The organism is Streptomyces sp. NPDC037290 (assembly GCF_055603245.1).
This window is the reverse complement of sequence record NZ_JBVJVZ010000024.1, coordinates 17,971-35,192: the sequence shown is the minus strand read 5'-3', so window position 1 is coordinate 35,192 and position 17,222 is coordinate 17,971. Positions and strand designations below refer to the sequence as shown.

Sequence of the window (17,222 nt, the reverse complement as noted above, 5' to 3'; positions counted from 1 at the left end):
CGCTCAACCCCGCAGCGTCTCCGCCCAGTTCACCGGCACCCGTCCGGCGGGGCCCGGCACGGACTGATCGCTGGGGTGGCTGTGGGGCGGGGCCAGTTCGGGACCCGAGGTGTACAGCTCGCCACTGGCGTAGTTCCAGAACCACTCCTCGCCCGGTTCGAAGCTCTGGATCACCGGATGGCCCGTGGCGTGATAATGCGCGGTGGCGTGTTTCGCGGGGGAGTCGTCGCAGCAGCCGATGTGCCCGCACTGCGCGCACCTGCGCAGATGGAACCACCAGCCCCGGGCCTCCTCGCACTCCACACATCCCGGACCGCTCGGCGGGACGCCCGGGTCGACTCCGTCCACCGTGCTCATACCGATTCCTCCACTTCCTCCGCCGGTGTCTCGGCGGTCAGCGGCAGCAGCACCTGGAAGCGGGTGTCGCCGGGCACCGAGTCCACGCGCAGGGTGCCGTGGTGCTTGTTGACGACGATGCGCCAGGAGATGTCCAGGCCGAGTCCGGTGCCCTCGCCGACCGGTTTCGTGGTGAAGAACGGGTCGAAGATCCGGTCCTTGATCTCGGCCGGGATGCCCGGCCCGGTGTCCCGGAACTCCACCAGCAGCCGCTCGTGGTCGAGCCCGGTCCGCACGGTCAGCGTGCCCTCGCCGCCTGCGCCGTTCATGGCCGACACCGCGTTGTCGATCAGGTTCGTCCACACCTGGTTCAGCTCCGCCGGGTACGCGGGCACCGGCGGGACCGTGCGGTCGTACTCCTTGACGACCTTGATGCCGGGACCCCTCTTGCCGGACAGCATCAGCAGGGTGCTGTCGAGGAGTTCGTGCACGTCCACCACCCGGTACGGGGCCCGGTCCAGCTGCGAGTACTGCTTGGCCGCGTCGACGAGGTGCGAGATCCGGGTGGTGGAGTCCTCGATCTCGTTCATCAACAGCTCGGTCTCGATGGTGTAGTTGAGCCAGCCGACCGCGCCCGGCAGGATCTCCTCGTCCACCGCCGCCGCGACCTGCTCCAGCCAGTCGACGTCGAGCCCGGCCTGCACGAAGGTCGGTGCCAGCTGCCAGCCGTGGTCGATGCCGTGGTCCTCCAGCCAGTCGGTGAGCGTGTCCTCCCGGTCGCTGGCCTCCAGCGGGCTGAGTACGGGCGCCTTCGCCACCCGCTCCGCGGTACGCTCCTGAATCTCGACCAGGCCCGCCAGCGCGTCACGGGAGAAGGGCCCCTCGGCGATCACCGCGAGCTTGCGCCGCATCTTCGCGACCCGCTCGCGCAGGGTCGCGGTGGCCCGGACCGCTGCTGCCGCCGGGTTGTTCAGCTCGTGCGTCAGCCCCGCCGACAGCGAGCCGAGCGCCAGCAGCCGTTCCCGCTGGCCGATCGCCGCCTGGGTGTTCTTCGACCCGAAGAACAGGCCCTCCAGCAGGTGCACGGCCATCGGGAACCACTCGGTCATGACGTCCGCGAAGATGTCCGCCGGCAGCACGAAGAACCGCGTCGGCTCGGTCACCCGCATCGAGTTGTTGTAGACCTGCCGCACCCGGTCGCCGAGGTAGGCCTGCATCGCGCCTGCGTACACGCCGCGCTGCGAGGTGCGGGTGACCTCCACGTCGTCGCCGGCGACCCGTCGGGAGAGCACCACCGTGCCCTCGATCATCACGAAGAAGCAGGTGGCGGGGTCGCCCTCGGTGTACACCGGGCCCGGCTCGAACAGCTCCACCCGTCCTTCGCTGCACAACCGCCCCAGCTGCTCCGGAGCCAGCTTCTCGAAGAGGAAGAGCGAGCTGATCTCCCGGGGGCTGCACGGCATGATCCGACCGCTCATGACTGCTCCAGATACCGGTGGACGAGCATCACGGCCATGGCACCCTCTCCCACGGCGGACGCGACCCGCTTCGCGGACTCGGCCCGCGCGTCACCCGCCACGAACACACCCGGGACGCTGGTCTCCAGGTGGTACGGCGGCCGGTCCAGCTCCCAGCCGTCCGGCGGCCGCCCGTCGGCGGTCAGATCGGGCCCGGCCAGGATGAACCCGCGCTCGTCGCGCAGCACCGCGTCGCCCAGCCAGTCGGTCAGCGGGGCGGCGCCGATGAACACGAACATCCACTGCGCGTCGACCCGTTCGCTCTCCCCGGTCACGGTGTGCCGCAGCGTCAGCTGTTCCAGGTGGTCCGAGCCGTGCGCCGCGTCCACGACCGTGTGCGGGCGCACCGATATGTTCGGCGCCTCGTTGATCTGCTGGATCAGGTAGTGCGACATCGAGGCCGACAGGTCGGGGCCGCGCACCAGCAGCGTCACCGACTTCGCGCCCCGGGACAGGTACATCGCCGCCTGGCCGGCCGAGTTGGCGCCGCCGACGATGTAGATGTCCTGACCCTGACAGGAGGCCGCCTCGGTCAGCGCCGAGCCGTAGAACACCCCGCAGCCGGTCAGATCGTTGCAGCCGGTGGCCTCCAGCTGCCGGTACTGCACCCCGGTCGCGAGGATCACGCTGTGTGCGGCGATCGCCGAGCCGTCCGCGAACCGTACGACCCGGGCGGCGCCGTTGGCCTCCAGACCCGTCACCTCACGGGCGCTCAGGATCTCGGCGCCGAACTTGGCCGCCTGGCGCCGCGCCCGGTCGGTGAGCTGGGCGCCGGAGACGCCGTCGGGGAATCCCAGGTAGTTCTCGATCCGGGAGCTCTGCCCGGCCTGCCCGCCGGTCGCCGACCGCTCCACGAGCACGGTCCGAAGGCCCTCGGACGCCCCGTACACGGCCGCGCCGAGCCCGGCCGGCCCGCCGCCGATCACGATGAGGTCGTAGAAGTCGGCCGTCGGGGTCGTGGCGAGGCCCACCCGTGCCGCCAGCTCCGGCGCCTCCGGCTCGACCAGCGCGGCGCCGTCCGGAGTGATCACCAGCGGCAGCCGCTGCCCGTCCTGCCCCGCGGCCGCCAGCAGCCGCCGGCCCTCCGGCTCCTCCACCGAGTACCAGCGGTACGGCACCTGGTTGCGGGCCAGGAACTCGCGCACGTCCGACGACCGGGCCGACCAGCGGTGCCCGACGACCTTGGTGCTGGGCACCGGCTTGTAGGCGCTGGAGCGCCAGGCCTGCAGCAGGTCGTCCAGGACCGGGTAGAGCTTCTCCTCCGGCGGGTCCCAGGGCTTGAGCAGATAGTGGTCCAGGTCGACGACGTTGATCGCGTCGATCGCCGCGTTGGTGTCCGCGTACGCGGTCAGCAGCACCCGCCGCGCCCCCGGATAGACGTCGAGTGCCTGCTCCAGGAACTCGATGCCGTTCATCTGCGGCATGCGGTAGTCGGCCAGGATCACGGCGACCAGGTCACCGCGCAGCTTCAGCTCGCGCAGGGCGTCGAGGGCGGACGGACCGGACTCCGCGCGCACGATCCGGTACGACTCGCCGTAGCGCCGCCGCAGATCGCGGGCGACGGCGCGGGAGACCCCGGGGTCGTCGTCCACGGTCAGGATGACGGTCCGCGCTGCGTCGGCGGCCTGTGCCATACGTCTCCCACCCCGAGCGTTGGTTCCACGGGCCGGTGTCGTGGCGACCACCGCACCGGTTCCCAGCCATCGTATGTTCGATCGCCCGGGTACGCGCTGGGATACCGCAGGCCGCCCGATCGACCCGGACGCCGCTCCCTGCCGGTGCGCGAAGGTGCCCGATAGTGGGCAGCAGCACCACGAGGGAGCGGCGAGGACGAGGAGGCGCACGCATGACGCGGCCGATCACGGCAGGGGTGGACGGTACGGAGGAGAGCCTGGCCGCGCTGGACTGGGCCGGGCGGGAGGCCGTGCGCCGCGGCCTGCCCCTGCGCGTGGTGCACGCCTGGCGCTACGCCGAGGCGCTCGCCGCCGCCGACCGGGACACCCAGCACGGCTGGGTGTCGCAGGGTGTGGCGGAGGCCGTGCGCGCCGTCTCCCAGCGGCATCCGGCGCTGGAGGTGAGCGTGGAGGTGGTCGAGGCCGAGCCCGTGCACGCGCTGGCCGGCGCGGCGGCCGAGGCGGAGATGCTGGTGCTGGGCTCGCGCGGGCACGGACCGGTGCTCGGCTTCCTGCTGGGCTCGGTGGGCCGCCAGGTGATCGCCGAGGCGACCCGTCCGGTGGTCCTGGTGCGCGCGGGGGACCAGCCGACGGCGGAGGCCGCCGGGCGGGACGTCGTCGTCGGTCAGCACGGCGATCCCGAGGACAGCGCGGCAACGCTGCGCTTCGCGTTCGAGACGGCGGCCGCTCGCGGTGCGACCGTACGGGCCGTACGGGCGTGGACCCTGCCGCCGGTCTTCGCCTACAGCCCCGGCTCGCTCAAGCTCCTCGACGACGCGGGCGGTCTGGAGCCCTGCGAGCAGCAGGCCCTGACCGAGGCGCTCCGGCCGTGGCGGGAGCGGTTCCCCGGCGTCCCCGTGGCCGAGCACGTGGAGATGGGCAGCGCGGGGCAGGTGCTGCTGTCGGTGGCCGGCCGGGCCCAGCTGATGGTCGTCGGGCGCCGGTCGCACCGTACGGCGGTGGGCGCCCGCATCGGCTCGGTCGCACACGGGATGCTGCACCACGCCGACTGCCCGGTGGCCGTCGTCCCGCACGGCTGAGCTACTCCAGGGCGGCCCGTGCCCCGGGCAGGACGTTCTCGATGTAGTCCCTGACGGCGGTGTCGAGGCCCATGTCGTGCTGGGCGCGCTCGGACAGGTACCAACGGTGTTCGAGGAGTTCGTGGTAGATCTCGGCCGGGTCCATGGAGCCGCGCAGCCCGGGCGGTACGGCCCGCACGGTGGGCCGGAAGACCTCGCGCACCCAGCGGTGGGCCAGCACCTCGGGGCGGGCGGCGAGGGGGTCGCCGGGCGCGTGGTCGTCCTGGGTGGCCATCCAGCTCTCCAGGTCGTTCAGCAGCCGCCGGGCCTGGTTCTCCTCGGCGTCCAGGCCGGTCAGCCGCAGCAACTGGCGCTGGTGGTGCCCGGCGTCGACGACCTTGGGCACGAAGGTGACCGTGTCGCCGCCCGCGGAGTGCTCGATCTGCATCTCGGCCACGTCGAAGCCGAGGTCGTTCAGGCGGCGGATCCGGCGTTCTATGTAGTGGTACTTGCCGGCCGGATACACGGACGTGCGGGTCAGCTCCTGCCACAGGCCCTGGTACCGGGTGCAGATCTCGTGCCCGAACTCCACCGGGTCGACGGACGGGTGCAGCGCCCCGGACGCCTCCAGGTCGAGCAGCTCCCCGCTGATGTTCACCCGGGCCAGATCGAGGTCGTACTCCCGCTGCCCGGGGCTCAGCCGGGGGTGCAGGTCACCGGTCTCGGCGTCGACCAGGTAGGCGGCGTAGGCGCCCGCGTCCCGCCGGAAGAGGGTGTTGGACAGGGAGCAGTCGCCCCAGGCGAACCCGGCCAGGTGGAGGCGGACCAGCAGCACGGCGAGCGCGTCCATCAGGCGGTGCATGGTCGCCGGGCGCATGGTCGTCTCGAACATCGAGCGGTAGGGCATCGAGCCGCGCAGATGACGGGTGATCAGGACCGGTTCCAGTGGGCCGCCCGAGCGGTCGGTGCGGCCGGTGACCACCGCGAGGGGGTCGACGGCGGGGATGCCGAGCCGGTCGAGGTCGCGCAGCAGCCCGTACTCGCGCAGCGCGGGCCGCTCGGCCAGCTCCTTGACGGCGATCACCTCGTCCCCGGCGTGCGCGTATCGCACGACGTGCCGGGAGATGCCCCGGGGGAGCGGTACGAGGTACTCCTCGGGCCACTCCTCCAGGGGCACGTCCCAGGGCAGGGCGAGCAGGAGCGCGGGGTGCTCCGGGTTCGTGGCGCTGATCTGCAAGGCCATGGCACGAACCCTAAGGCCGCGCCCGGGCGTTCCAGGAGGCCCGGTGCCGGGTTCTAGGAGGCCCGGTCCCGGGCCAGCTCGGCCGCCGCGCGCACCGGACCGCGGTGCACCGGCCCGTGTCCCGGCAGCAGGATGTCGCCGTCGAGTGCCCCGATCAGGTCCAGGGAGGCCACGACCCGGGGACGCTCGTGGTGGAAGAAGTCGTGCAGGATCTGCGGGCCCTTGACCCGCGAGGTCGCGTGCCCGCTGACCAGCGCGTCCCCGGAGATGACGATCCCCGCCTCCGGCAGGTGGTAGACGCAGTGGCCGTCGGTGTGGCCGGGGGTGTGCACGGGGACGGGCCGGCCGGGCAGGTCGAGCGGGCCCTCGTCCGGGAACGGCTCGGGCGCGGTGACGGGGTTGTGGTCGGTGCCGCCCGCGCGGATGACGTGCACCGCCCAGGGCAGGACACCCGGCCGCCAGGCGTTGCGTACGACGTCGCCGATGGTGGCCTGCTGCAGGAAGTCGCGGCGGGCGTGCGGGACTTCCGCGGGGTGCAGGTACACCGGGGTGCCGTGGGTGGCGCGCAGGTACTCGGCCGAGCCCAGGTGGTCGTTGTGCGCGTGGGTGATCAGTACGGCGGCGACCGCCTCCGGTGAACTGCCCACCTGCGCAAGGGACTCCAGCAACCCCTGCCGGTCTCCGGGGTACCCGGTGTCCACCAGCGTGACGGCGTCGCCGTCCTTGAGGATGACCCAGTTGACGTTGTTGCCGTGCACCAGATAGATGCCGTCGGCGACCTGGCGTACCTCTGCCCGCATGATCTCCCCAAGCCCTGCGCTGCTGATCGTCGCGCACAGCCAACCAGATCGGCCACCGCCCCGCGCAAGGGGGTGGCCGGACGTGTCAGTGCACGCCGTGCGGCCGGAACTGGATGCTTATGCGGGGCCCCACGGCCCGGGCGGTCTTCGGTACGCAGTGTTCCCAGGTGCGCTGGCAGGAGCCGCCCATCACGATCAGGTCGCCGTGCCCGAGCGGCCGCCGCACCGTGGTGCCGCCTTTGCCGGCCGGGCGCAGCAGCAGGTCCCGGGGTGCGCCGACGGAGAGGATCGCGACCATGGTGTCCTCGCGGGCGGCCCGCCCGCCCCGGTCCCCGTGCCAGGCCACGCTGTCCCGGCCGTCGCGGTAGTAGCACAGCCCGGCGGTGGTGAACGGCTCGCCCAGCTCCTCGGCGTAGTGCCGGGTCAACGCGGCGCGCGCCTCGTCGAGCACCGGGTGGGGGAGCGGGTCCTCGGCCGAGTAGTGGGCCAGCAGGCGCGGTACGGCCACCATGTTGTCGTACATCTTCCAGCGCTCCGCGCGCCACGGCACGTCCGCCACGAGCTGCTCGAACAGGACGGCGGCCCCGCTCAGCCATCCCGGCAGTACGTCGATCCAGGCGCCGGCGCCCAGCTCGGTCCGGCGAAGCCCGTCGAGGGGGCCGAGCCGCAGCTCGTCGGTCTGGTCGAAGAGTGAGCCCTGCAGATGCGTGGACATGGGATCCAGCGTACTCCGTAATCGAAAACATGTTCCCTTGATCTGCCGAAGGAACGACTGTTCCGCAGCTTTCGATACACCGGTGTATTGGATACAGTCCTGTATCCAAAGGAGGTGCTGCGGTGGAGGACACCCCGAGGCGCGTCACCCGGCGCCGGGTCCACACCCGGGCCAGGCTGCTCGAAGCCGGGTTCGAGGTGTTCGCGGCGAAGGGCTTCGGGCGCGTGTCCATCGAGGAGCTCTGCGAAGCGGCCGGCTTCAGCCGCGGCGCCTTCTACTCGAACTTCGCCACGCTGGACGAGCTGTTCTTCGCGCTCTACCAGGAGCGGGCCGACCTGATCGCCTCCCAGGTCGCCGAGGCGCTCGCCCAGGACGGGCCCGGACTCGACGTGCCGGCCGCCGTGGACCGGGTCACCGAGGTGCTGCTGCTCGACGTGGACTGGCTGCTGGTCAAGACCGACTTCCTGGTGCACGCCGCCCGCGACGCGGAGGTCGCGCGGATCCTCCTCGACCACCGCGCCCGGCTGCGGGAGGCCGTCGCCGACCGGCTCCTGCGGGCCCGCGGCCACACCACGCTACCCGCGGTGCTCGGTGACGTGAACGGCGCCGCGCACGCCGTGGTCGCCGCGTACGACGGCGTCACCGTCCAGCTGCTGCTGGACAAGGACGTCGAGGCGGCCCGGGCCTGGCTCAAACAGCTGCTCACCGCCCTGCTCACGGACGGCACACCCCCGGCACGACCCGTATGAGGACCCTCAGGAAGGACACACTCACGATGGACGCGGACGTCATCGTCGTCGGAGCGGGCCTCGCCGGCCTGGTCGCGGCGCACGAGCTCACCAGCCGGGGCCGCCGGGTGGCCCTCGTGGACCAGGAGAACGCCGCCAACCTCGGCGGCCAGGCGTTCTGGTCCTTCGGCGGGCTCTTCCTCGTCGGCTCCCCGGAGCAGCGCCGCCTCGGCATCAAGGACTCCTTCGACCTCGCCTGGAACGACTGGCAGGGCAGCGCGGGGTTCGACCGGCTCGACGACGAGGACTCCTGGGCGGTGCGCTGGGCCCGCGCCTACGTCGAGTTCGCGGCCGGCGAGAAGCGGTCCTGGCTGAAGGGACACGGCATCGAGCTGCTGCCGACCGTCGGCTGGGCCGAGCGCGGCGACCTCAGGGCGGGCGGGCACGGCAACTCCGTACCCCGCTTCCACATCGCCTGGGGCACCGGCACCGGCGTGGTCGAGCCGTTCGTGACACACGCCCGCCAGGCCGCCCGGGACGGACTGCTGACCTTCCACCACCGCCACCGGGTCGACGAGCTGCTCCTCACGGACGGCACGGCACGCGGGGTGCGCGGCACCGTCCTCGCCGAGGACCGCTCACCGCGCGGCGTCGCCTCCAACCGCGACCGCGTCGCGGACTTCGAACTCACCGCCCAGGCGGTCGTCGTCACCACCGGCGGCATCGGCGCCGACCACGACATCGTCCGCCGCCACTGGCCCGCCCGGCTCGGCACCCCGCCGGCCCGGATGGTCACCGGCGTCCCCGCCTACGTCGACGGGCGCATGCTCGACATCAGCGCCGAGGCCGGCGTCCGGCTGGTCAACCGGGACCGCATGTGGCACTACACCGAGGGCCTGCAGAACTGGGACCCGATCTGGCCCGGCCACGGCATCCGCATCCTGCCCGGCCCGTCCTCCGTCTGGCTGGACGCCCTCGGCCGCCGGCTGCCCGACCCCTGCCTGCCGGGATACGACACCCTCAGCACCCTCAGGTACCTGCGCACCACCGAGGACATCGCCGGTTACGACCACTCCTGGTTCATCCTCACCCGGAAGATCATCGAGAAGGAGTTCGCGCTCTCCGGCTCCGAGCAGAACCCCGACATCACCGCCAAGGACCGGGGGGCCGTGCTGCGCGACCGGCTGCTCGGCAGGGGCGCCCCCGCTCCGGTGCAGGCCTTCCTCGACAAGGGCGCGGACTTCGTGACCGCGGGCAACCTGGAGCAGCTGGTCGCCAGGATGAACGCCCTCACCGACAAGCCGCTCCTGGACGCGGCCGAGGTACGCCGCCAGATCGAGGCCCGCGACCTGCAGATCACCCACCCCTACAGCAAGGACTCCCAGGTCCAGGGCATCCACAACGCCCGCCGCTACATCGGCGACCGGCTCGGCCGGGTCGCCTCCCCGCACCGGCTCCTCGACCCGGCCGCGGGCCCCCTCATCGGCGTCCGCATGCACGTGCTGACCCGCAAGACCCTCGGCGGCATCCAGACCGACCTCGACTCCCGCGCCCTGGCCGCAGACGGCACGCCGATCGAGGGGCTGTACGCGGCGGGCGAGGTGGCCGGCTTCGGCGGTGGCGGGGTGCACGGCTACAACGCGCTGGAGGGCACCTTCCTCGGCGGCTGCCTCTTCTCCGGCCGGGCCGCCGGCCGGCACGCGGCCCGGCACACGGGCTGAGGCTCAGCCCTTCAGCAGCTCCAGCAGCACCTGCGCGTGGCTCCGCTCCGGCGCCTTGGACGCGGTCAGCAGGGTCACGCGCTTGCTGCGGGCCGCCTTTCGCAGGCCGTCGACCAGCTCGGCGGCCTCGGGGGCGTCGAGTTCCGCCTCGTAGCGGCTGCGGAACTCCTCGTACGAGCCGCCGCCGTGGTACCACTGGCGCAGCTCGGTCGACGGCGTGATCTTCTTGGGCCACTCGTCGACGTGCGCCTCGTCCTTGGCGAGGCCGCGCGGCCACAACCGGTCGACCAGCACGCGCAGACCGTCGTCGGGCTCGGGCGCGTCGTAGATCCGGCGCAGGCGCACGCTCACGGTCGTCACTCCCTCGGGGACGGCGGACGGTGACGCGAGCGTAACCCGGCGGCCCGCGGTCCGCCGGGTGGCGACGCGACGAGACTTGACCGGAAGGAGAGGGAGTCCCGGGCCCTGCCGCCCCTAGTCTGTCGGCCAGCCGATCACCAGCCACCTCCCGAGGAGCGCCCGTGACGCCACCCCGCAGACACCCCGCCCGGCGCCGTACCGCCCTCCTGCGTCGTGAGGCGGTCCTCGCCACCGTCCCCGTCGCCGTCGCGGCACTCATCGGCGCCGCCGGGCCCACGGCGGCGGACGCGGCCGGTGCACCGGGCGTGGGCGACCCCTACTTCCCGCTCAGCGGCAACGGCGGCTACCACGTCCGGCACTACGACCTGACGCTCCGTTACGACACGTCCTCCCGGCACCTCGACGGCACGGCCGTGCTCGCCGCCCGCGCCACCCAGAACCTCAGCCGCTTCGACCTCGACCTCACCGGCCTGGAGGTCACCGGCGTCACCGTCGGCGGCGCGACGGCGGCCTTCCGGCGCGACGGCCAGGAACTCGTCGTCAGCCCGCGCCACACCCTGCGCGCGGGCCGGGACTTCCGGGTCACCGTCACCTACCACGGCACGCCGAAGCCGGTCACCGACCCCGACGGCTCCGCCGACGGCTGGATCCCCACCGACGACGGCGCCTTCGTCGCGAGCGAACCCCAGGGCGCGATGACCTGGTTCCCGGCGAACGCCCACCCGAAGGACAAGTCGTCGTACGACATCACGATCACCGTCCCCCAGGAGCGCACGGCGGTGGCGGGCGGCGTCCTGCTGGGCCGGCGCACCGCGCACGGGCGGACGACCTTCCACTGGCGCGAGACCCAGCCGATGGCCGCCTACCTGGTCACCGCCACCGTCGGAAAGTTCAAGGTCGAGCAGTACACCACCCACGACGGTATCCGCGTGTACAACGCCGTCGACCCGCGCGAGGCGAGCGCGGCCGCGCCGGTGCTGAAGAAGCTGCCGTCCGTCCTGGCCTGGGAGAGCAAGCTGTTCGGGCCGTACCCGTTCCGCTCCGCCGGGTCGATCGTCGACCACGCGCCGGACGTCGGATACGCCCTGGAGACCCAGACCCGGCCGCTGTACGACTCCGCGCCCGACCTCGGCACCCTCGTCCACGAGAACGCCCACCAGTGGTTCGGCGACTCCGTCTCGCTGACCGCCTGGAAGGACATCTGGCTCAACGAGGGTTTCGCCACCTACGCCGAGTGGCTGTACGACGAGCAGCACGGCGGCGACAGCGCCCAGAAGGCGTTCGACGCCCTCTACGCCCGCCCGGCGAGCGACCACCTGTGGGCCTTCCCGCCCGGCGACCCGGGCAGCGGCGGGAACATCTTCGACACGCCCGTCTACGCCCGCGGCGCCATGACCCTGCACGAACTGCGCAAGGCCGTGGGCGACCGGGACTTCTTCCGGATCCTGCGCGCCTGGGCGGCCGGACACCGCGGTGGCCACGGGACGACGGCACAGTTCGTGCGGCTGGCCGAGCGGACGTCGGGCAAGCGGCTCGGCCCTCTCTTCCAGACCTGGCTCTACACCAAGGGCAAGCCGCACCACGCCTGAATCCTGACCGGTTCCCCACAACTGTCGGGCAGGGTCGACACCATGATCCGTCGCGGAACCGCCGTCGCGCTCCCTGCCTCCCCGCCGCTGCCCACCGGCAGCGGCGGCGGCCCGCCGAGCCGCCTAGGATCCGAACCCGTGTGCGCACATGTGCTGGTCGCCGAGGACGACGAGAAGCAGGCCGAACTGATCCGCCGCTCCCTGCTGGCGGAGGGACACACCGCCACGGTGGTGCACGACGGCGCCGCCGCGCTGGACGCCGCCCGGCGGCTGAGGCCCGACCTGATCGTCCTGGACCTGATGCTGCCGGTCGTCGACGGTTTCGGCGTGTGCCGGACGCTGCGCGGCGGCGACGCCCCGGACATCCCGGTGGTCATGCTCACCGCCCGCTCCGCCGAGGACGGCCTGCTGCTCGGTCTCGAACTGGGCGCCGACGACTACATGACCAAGCCGTACAGTCCACGCGAGCTGATGGCCCGCATCCGCACGGTCCTCAGACGCAGCGGGCGCGGCGTCGGCACCCGGGACGACGACCCCGTCGTACGGGCCGCCGGGATCAGCGTCGACCCGGAGCGGCACGAGGTGCGCTGCGACGGCGTACCGGTGGAGTGCACGCCCGCCGAGTTCCAGATCCTGCTGGCCATGGCCGGGGAACCGGAACGGGTGTTCACCCGGCGGCAGTTGCTGCAGTGCACCCGGGGCTTCGACCGGGCCTCCACCGAGCGGGCCGTCGACGTGCACATCATGAACCTGCGCCGCAAGATCGAGCCCGACCCGCGCCGCCCGACACGCCTGCTGACCGTGTTCGGCGTCGGCTACAAGCTGACAGGCACCCGCCCGTGAAGCGTGGGGTGGCCCCAGTCGGCCGGCGGGCGGCCGTGAAGCGCCGGATTCCGTTGCGCAAACGGCTGGTCGTCCGGCTGTTGTCCGTCTCCGCCCTGATCGCTGTCTGCTCGGTGGCCGCGACCGCCTGGCTCGCGGTGACCACCACCACCAGCGCCCTGAAGGAGGAGCAGGGCCAGGACCTCGCGGCCGACAACAGCATCCTGGCCCGGCTCAGCGGGTACGCCGCCACCCACGCCGACTGGACGGACGTCCGGCGCACCGTGCGGGAACTGGCCGCCCGGACCGGACGCCGGATCGCCCTCACCACCGCCGACCGCACCCTCCTCGCGGACTCCGCGCCCCACGGCACCCCGCTGCCACCCCGGCCCGCCGCCACCGTCGACCCGCTGCGCACCGACACCTACAGCGAGACCGGCGCCCAGCTCAGCGGCATCGACCCGCGCGTGGTCGGTCCCTACCGGCTCCCGGCGGCGGAACGCGTGCGGCTGGACACACTGGCCGCCAGGCGCAAGCAGTGCTACGAGCGCTACGGCCTGCGGTCCACCGTCGTACGGACCGGGAGCGGGCGGCCGGTGGTCAGCACCCCGGACGGCACCGACCCCGCCGGCTACGGCGCGACGGTGTGTGAGGACGGGCGGCTGAACACCCCCACCCCGACGGAGCAGAGGGCACTGGACGAGCTGTCGGGCCTCGCCCGGCCCTGCCTGAAACAGGTCGGCCTGGACCTCGGCGGACGGCTGTTCCTCACCTTCGACCCCAGCGGCAAGGACCCCTTCGCCGGTGGCTACCTCATCGCCAAGTACACCCAGGCGGGCAAGGAGGCCACCGCGCGGGCCGCCCAGCACTGCATCCTGACCGCGCGGCGCACCCAACTGGAGCCCTACGTCGCTCCGGTGGCCCAGCTGTTCCTCGGCATCGGCGACCAGAACCCCTCCCGCTTCGACATGTCCCCCGCCAACAAGGCCAAGGTGATCGGCGCGGCCGGCTTGGTCCTCGCCGTCACCGTCGCCGTGACCGCCGTCGTCGCGATCCGGCTGGTACGACCGCTGCGGGCACTGACCGAGGCCGCGCAGCAGCCGCCCGAGCTGCACGTGCGGGTACCGGTGACCACCCGGGACGAGACCGGCATCCTCGCCGAGGCCTTCAACGACCTGACCGAGCGCCGCGCACGCCTGGAGGCCCAGCGCAAGGCGATGGTCAGCGACATCGCGCACGAGCTGCGCAGCCCGCTCACCAACATCCGCGGCTGGCTGGAGGTCGTCCGCGACGGACTGGTCGAGCCCGACCCGCCCCTGCTGGACTCGCTGCACGAGGAGGCGCTCGTCCTGCAGCGGATCATCGACGACCTGCAGGACCTCGCCGCCGCCGACGCCGGGACCCTGCGGCTGCACCGCGAGCCGCTGCGCGCCGGTGAGCTGCTGCACCAGGTCGCCGCCGCCCACCGGGTCGCGGCCAGGGCCGCCGGGGTCGCCCTGCGCACCGAGGCCGGCACCGGCGCCTGGCTGGACGCCGACCCGGTGCGGATGCGGCAGGCCCTCGGCAACCTGGTCTCCAACGCGCTGCGGCACACCCCGGCCGACGGCACGGTCACGCTCGCCGTCCGCCGTGACGGCCGCGATGCCGTCCTCACCGTGACCGACACGGGCGCCGGCATCGCACCCGAGGACCTGCCGCACGTCTTCGACCGGTTCTGGCGCGCCGAGAAGTCCCGCAGCCGGCGCACCGGCGGCAGCGGCCTGGGGCTGCCGATCGTGCGCCACCTGGTCGCCGCTCACGGCGGTACGGCCGAGGCCGCGAGCGAGCCCGGCGAGGGCGCGGTCTTCACGCTGCGGCTGCCCGCGTCCGGCCCGCCCGCCGACGACACCTGATCGCCTCCGGTTCCCCCCGCCCGCCAGGGGTACTCCGGTCGCGCGGAACCGTCGAGGGAGGTCATGCCATGAGCGCACCCCAGGAGCTGCCGGTCGTGACCACGCTCGCCGAGCTGGCCCGCCTGGTGGGCGGCCGGCAGGGCCTGTACGTGCGCTGGTCCCGGGGGCCCGGCCCCGACCTCGCCGACGTCTCCAGCACCGACGACCTCACCGGCGTCCCCATGCCCGGGCTGTCCGCCAGTCCGCTCGACGTCGAGGACTGGTGGGAGGACCGCTCGGTGGAGCTGTGGGTGGCGCGCCGGCTCTACGACTATGCGCACCTGCCGCACGACAAGGGCCCCGGCGTACGTCCCTGGGTCCTGCGGGGCCGGGAGACGGGCCGGGGCCCCGACAACGAGCCGCTGGTGACCGACGTCGAGCCGTTGTGCCGGATCGCCGACGAGGTGATCGACGCGGCGAAGGCCGAGGTGACCCGGCAGGAGCGGGAATGGGGGACCCTGCGCCGCGGTGGCCGCTGAGGACGCCGCGGGCGGAGCCCGTGGGTGCCCCGGCCGGCCGGGCGTCAGGGCCCGTGCGGACCCGGTCAGCCGGAGCGCGGACGGGAGCGGGCGCGGCGGTGCAGTGACCGGCGCTCCAGCTCGGTCGTCCCGCCCCAGATGCCGATGCCCTGCCCCGTCCCCAGCGCCCAGTCCAGGCACTGCTCCCGGACGGGGCAGTGCGCGCAGACCGCCTTGGCCCGCTGCGCCTGCACCTGCGCCGGCCCGGTGGTGCCGATGGGGAAGAACAGGTCGGGGTCCTCGTGACGGCACGCGGCATGGTCGCGCCAGTTGTCCATGGAAGTCTCCTGGATCGGATCGAAGTCGTCCGTGCCTGTCGAATGCGTACGTCGGACCCGGGTGACCGGTCGCAGCGGTGTGAAACGGCGCAACCGGCGGGCGGATCGGATCACGGAGCGCGTCCGGCCACTGCGCGCGCAGGGCCGCGAGGACCCGTACGCGGTCAACGGGCCGGGAATCGGGCGGAGTCGGGGAACTCCGGCGCACGGACGCCCGGTCCCGGCCGAGCACCGGTGGCGAGGGGGTTCAGCGGCGGCGACCGTGCGGCCGCCTGCTGGTGCGCCACCGCGCGACCACCGTACTGCGCGGGGAACTTGTGGCGGTGCGAAACGGCTGAAACGTGACGCGCCGGTCAGCGGTGCAGCGCCTCGGCCGCCGTCGCCGTCACCGCCTCGGCGAGGGCCGCCAGCGCGGGGGAGTCCAGCTTCCACTGCTGCCAGTACAGCGTGACGTCCATCCATGTGCCGGCGGCGAGCAGCGCCAGCTTCCCCTCGGCCAGCAGCCGTGCTGCCTGGACCTCCGGCACCATGCCCCAGCCGAGCCCCGCGACGACCGCGTCCAGGAACCCCTCCGAGGTGGGCACATGGTGCCTCAGCCGGCTCGCGGAACCACGGCCCAGCCGGCGTGCGAAGGCGTCCTGGAAGTCGTCCTTGCTGTCGAAGACCACGACGGGCGCCTCGGACAGGGCGTCCGCGAGTGGCCGCCCGGTGAACCGGGTCCGGCTCAACTCCGGTGCGGCAGCCGGGAGATAGCGCATCCGCCCGAGGGGCCGCACGGTGCAGCCCGGTACCGGAACGGAGGCGGTGGTCACCGCAGCCATCACCAGGCCCTCGCGCAGCAGGGCCGCCGTGTGGCCCTCGTCCTCGCGGTGCAGTTCGAAGCAGAGTCCGGCCACCCGGGTCAGCGCCGGCAGGAACCAGGTCGCCAGCGAGTCCGCGTTCACCGCCACCGAGACCCGCGTCGGCTCCCCGGCACCGCTCAACCCCAGCTCGCCCCGGGCGTCCCGCTCCAGCTGGGCGAGCTGCCGCGCGTACCGCACCAGCACCGCGCCCGACTCCGTGGGCCGCACCGGTTTGGTGCGCTGGAGCAGCACCCGGCCGGTGCGCTGCTCCAGTGCCTTGACCCGCTGGCTGACCGCCGAGGGGGTCACGTGCAGTGCCGCCGCGGCGGCGTCGAAGGTGCCCTCGTCCACCACGGCGAGCAGGGTCCGCACCTGGTCCAGCGGAAGCTCTGTCCTCACGGCAGCTAAGGATACGTAAGAATCTTTAGCTGGACTTGCTCACGGGGGCTTCCTAGGTTCGACGGCATGAACCACGCCCTGACCGCCGCGGTCGCCGGATTCGGCACCGGCCTCTCCCTGATCGTCGCCATCGGCGCCCAGAACGCCTTCGTCCTGCGCCAGGGGGTGCGCCGGGACGCGGTCCTCGCCGTGGTGGGGATCTGCGCCCTGTCCGACGCGGTGCTGATCGCGCTCGGCGTCGGCGGCGTCGGGGCGGTCGTGGTCGCGTGGCCGGGCGCGGTCCGGACGGTCGGCCTCATCGGGGGTCTCTTCCTGCTCTGCTACGGCGTCCTCGCCGCCCGCCGGGTGCTCAGGCCGGGCGTGGCCGGACTGACCGCGGAGGGGGAGGCGGCCGGTTCCCGGCGCCGGGCGGTGCTCACCTGTCTGGCGATGACCTGGCTCAATCCGCACGTCTACCTGGACACCGTGTTCCTGCTGGGTTCCCTCGCCGCCGACCGGGGCGCGCTGCGCTGGACCTTCGGGCTCGGCGCGGCGCTCGCCAGTCTGTGCTGGTTCGCCGCGCTCGGCTTCGGGGCCCGGCTGCTCGGGCGCTTCCTGGCCCGGCCGGCGGCCTGGCGGGTCCTGGACGGCCTGGTCGCCGTGACCATGCTGGCGCTGGGGGTCATGCTCATGACGGGATCCTGAAACAAATCCCCGTGCGCAGGGGTTGCCGAGATAGTTAGGCTCTCGAA

17 protein-coding genes are annotated in these 17,222 nt (G+C 73.0%); 8 read left to right on the top strand and 9 right to left on the bottom strand.

Features of this window, described 5'->3' with window-relative positions:
* Window positions 1-3: 3 nt before the first annotated feature.
* From ACZ7HQ_RS38940 to ACZ7HQ_RS38930, 3 genes are read right to left on the bottom strand one after another with little or no spacing between them, the layout of a single operon-like run.
* Window positions 4-357, bottom strand: coding sequence for a UBP-type zinc finger domain-containing protein (locus ACZ7HQ_RS38940; protein WP_471000392.1), 354 nt, complete (start codon window positions 355-357; stop codon window positions 4-6).
* The gene (locus tag ACZ7HQ_RS38935) at window positions 354-1,814 is read right to left on the bottom strand and encodes an ATP-binding protein (RefSeq protein WP_471000389.1); all 1,461 of its coding nucleotides are present in this window, start codon (window positions 1,812-1,814) and stop codon (window positions 354-356) included. The genes ACZ7HQ_RS38940 and ACZ7HQ_RS38935 overlap by 4 nt, the downstream gene beginning before the upstream one ends.
* A complete protein-coding gene (locus ACZ7HQ_RS38930; protein ID WP_471000386.1) occupies window positions 1,811-3,487 on the bottom strand; it encodes an NAD(P)/FAD-dependent oxidoreductase in 1,677 nt (558 codons plus the stop codon). Before ACZ7HQ_RS38930 ends, ACZ7HQ_RS38935 begins: the two co-directional genes overlap by 4 nt.
* Before the next feature lie 212 nt (window positions 3,488-3,699).
* On the opposite strand from ACZ7HQ_RS38930, the gene ACZ7HQ_RS38925 reads away from it, so the two are divergent.
* On the top strand, window positions 3,700-4,566 hold the full coding sequence (locus ACZ7HQ_RS38925) for a universal stress protein (RefSeq protein WP_471000383.1): 867 nt from the start codon (window positions 3,700-3,702) through the stop codon (window positions 4,564-4,566).
* Between the two features lies 1 nt (window position 4,567).
* Here ACZ7HQ_RS38925 and ACZ7HQ_RS38920 read toward each other — a convergent pair whose 3' ends face one another.
* The 3 genes from ACZ7HQ_RS38920 to ACZ7HQ_RS38910 form a co-directional block, all read right to left on the bottom strand.
* Entirely contained in the window at window positions 4,568-5,788 is a 1,221-nt protein-coding gene (locus ACZ7HQ_RS38920) for a DUF4032 domain-containing protein (protein WP_471000380.1), read from the bottom strand.
* A 53-nt stretch (window positions 5,789-5,841) separates the two neighbouring features.
* Window positions 5,842-6,588 (bottom strand): MBL fold metallo-hydrolase, encoded by a 747-nt coding sequence (locus tag ACZ7HQ_RS38915; RefSeq protein WP_471000378.1) that lies wholly within the window; start codon window positions 6,586-6,588, stop codon window positions 5,842-5,844.
* Between the two features lie 85 nt (window positions 6,589-6,673).
* Window positions 6,674-7,303 (bottom strand): alpha-ketoglutarate-dependent dioxygenase AlkB, encoded by a 630-nt coding sequence (locus ACZ7HQ_RS38910; protein WP_471000375.1) that lies wholly within the window; start codon window positions 7,301-7,303, stop codon window positions 6,674-6,676.
* Between the two features lie 122 nt (window positions 7,304-7,425).
* On the opposite strand from ACZ7HQ_RS38910, the gene ACZ7HQ_RS38905 reads away from it, so the two are divergent.
* Together ACZ7HQ_RS38905 and ACZ7HQ_RS38900 are read left to right on the top strand one after the other, a co-directional pair.
* The gene (locus ACZ7HQ_RS38905) at window positions 7,426-8,052 is read left to right on the top strand and encodes a TetR/AcrR family transcriptional regulator (RefSeq protein ID WP_471000371.1); all 627 of its coding nucleotides are present in this window, start codon (window positions 7,426-7,428) and stop codon (window positions 8,050-8,052) included.
* A 26-nt stretch (window positions 8,053-8,078) separates the two neighbouring features.
* The gene (locus ACZ7HQ_RS38900; protein WP_471000368.1) at window positions 8,079-9,752 is read left to right on the top strand and encodes an FAD-binding dehydrogenase; all 1,674 of its coding nucleotides are present in this window, start codon (window positions 8,079-8,081) and stop codon (window positions 9,750-9,752) included.
* A 3-nt stretch (window positions 9,753-9,755) separates the two neighbouring features.
* Here ACZ7HQ_RS38900 and ACZ7HQ_RS38895 read toward each other — a convergent pair whose 3' ends face one another.
* Complete coding sequence (locus ACZ7HQ_RS38895) at window positions 9,756-10,103, bottom strand: DUF488 domain-containing protein (protein WP_471000365.1); 348 nt, start codon at window positions 10,101-10,103, stop codon at window positions 9,756-9,758.
* Between the two features lie 170 nt (window positions 10,104-10,273).
* Here ACZ7HQ_RS38895 and ACZ7HQ_RS38890 point away from each other — a divergent pair, with 170 nt between their 5' ends.
* The 4 genes from ACZ7HQ_RS38890 (at window position 10,274) to ACZ7HQ_RS38875 (ending at window position 14,933) form a co-directional block, all read left to right on the top strand.
* Complete coding sequence (locus ACZ7HQ_RS38890; protein ID WP_471000362.1) at window positions 10,274-11,701, top strand: M1 family metallopeptidase; 1,428 nt, start codon at window positions 10,274-10,276, stop codon at window positions 11,699-11,701.
* A 138-nt stretch (window positions 11,702-11,839) separates the two neighbouring features.
* On the top strand, window positions 11,840-12,544 hold the full coding sequence (locus ACZ7HQ_RS38885; protein ID WP_471000448.1) for a response regulator transcription factor: 705 nt from the start codon (window positions 11,840-11,842) through the stop codon (window positions 12,542-12,544).
* A 35-nt stretch (window positions 12,545-12,579) separates the two neighbouring features.
* Window positions 12,580-14,415, top strand: coding sequence for a sensor histidine kinase (locus tag ACZ7HQ_RS38880; protein WP_471000445.1), 1,836 nt, complete (start codon window positions 12,580-12,582; stop codon window positions 14,413-14,415).
* Between the two features lie 68 nt (window positions 14,416-14,483).
* Entirely contained in the window at window positions 14,484-14,933 is a 450-nt protein-coding gene (locus tag ACZ7HQ_RS38875) for a DUF6098 family protein (RefSeq protein ID WP_471000359.1), read from the top strand.
* 65 nt (window positions 14,934-14,998) lie between these two features.
* Here the strand turns inward: ACZ7HQ_RS38875 and ACZ7HQ_RS38870 are convergent, their stop codons facing one another.
* Window positions 14,999-15,250: a WhiB family transcriptional regulator gene (locus tag ACZ7HQ_RS38870; RefSeq protein ID WP_471000356.1), complete on the bottom strand. Its 252-nt coding sequence runs from the start codon at window positions 15,248-15,250 to the stop codon at window positions 14,999-15,001.
* 353 nt (window positions 15,251-15,603) lie between these two features.
* Window positions 15,604-16,491, bottom strand: coding sequence for a LysR family transcriptional regulator ArgP (locus ACZ7HQ_RS38865; protein WP_471000353.1), 888 nt, complete (start codon window positions 16,489-16,491; stop codon window positions 15,604-15,606).
* A gap of 66 nt (window positions 16,492-16,557) precedes the next feature.
* Here ACZ7HQ_RS38865 and ACZ7HQ_RS38860 point away from each other — a divergent pair, with 66 nt between their 5' ends.
* On the top strand, window positions 16,558-17,175 hold the full coding sequence (locus ACZ7HQ_RS38860) for a LysE/ArgO family amino acid transporter (protein ID WP_471000350.1): 618 nt from the start codon (window positions 16,558-16,560) through the stop codon (window positions 17,173-17,175).
* The last annotated feature ends 47 nt before the right edge of the window (window positions 17,176-17,222 follow it).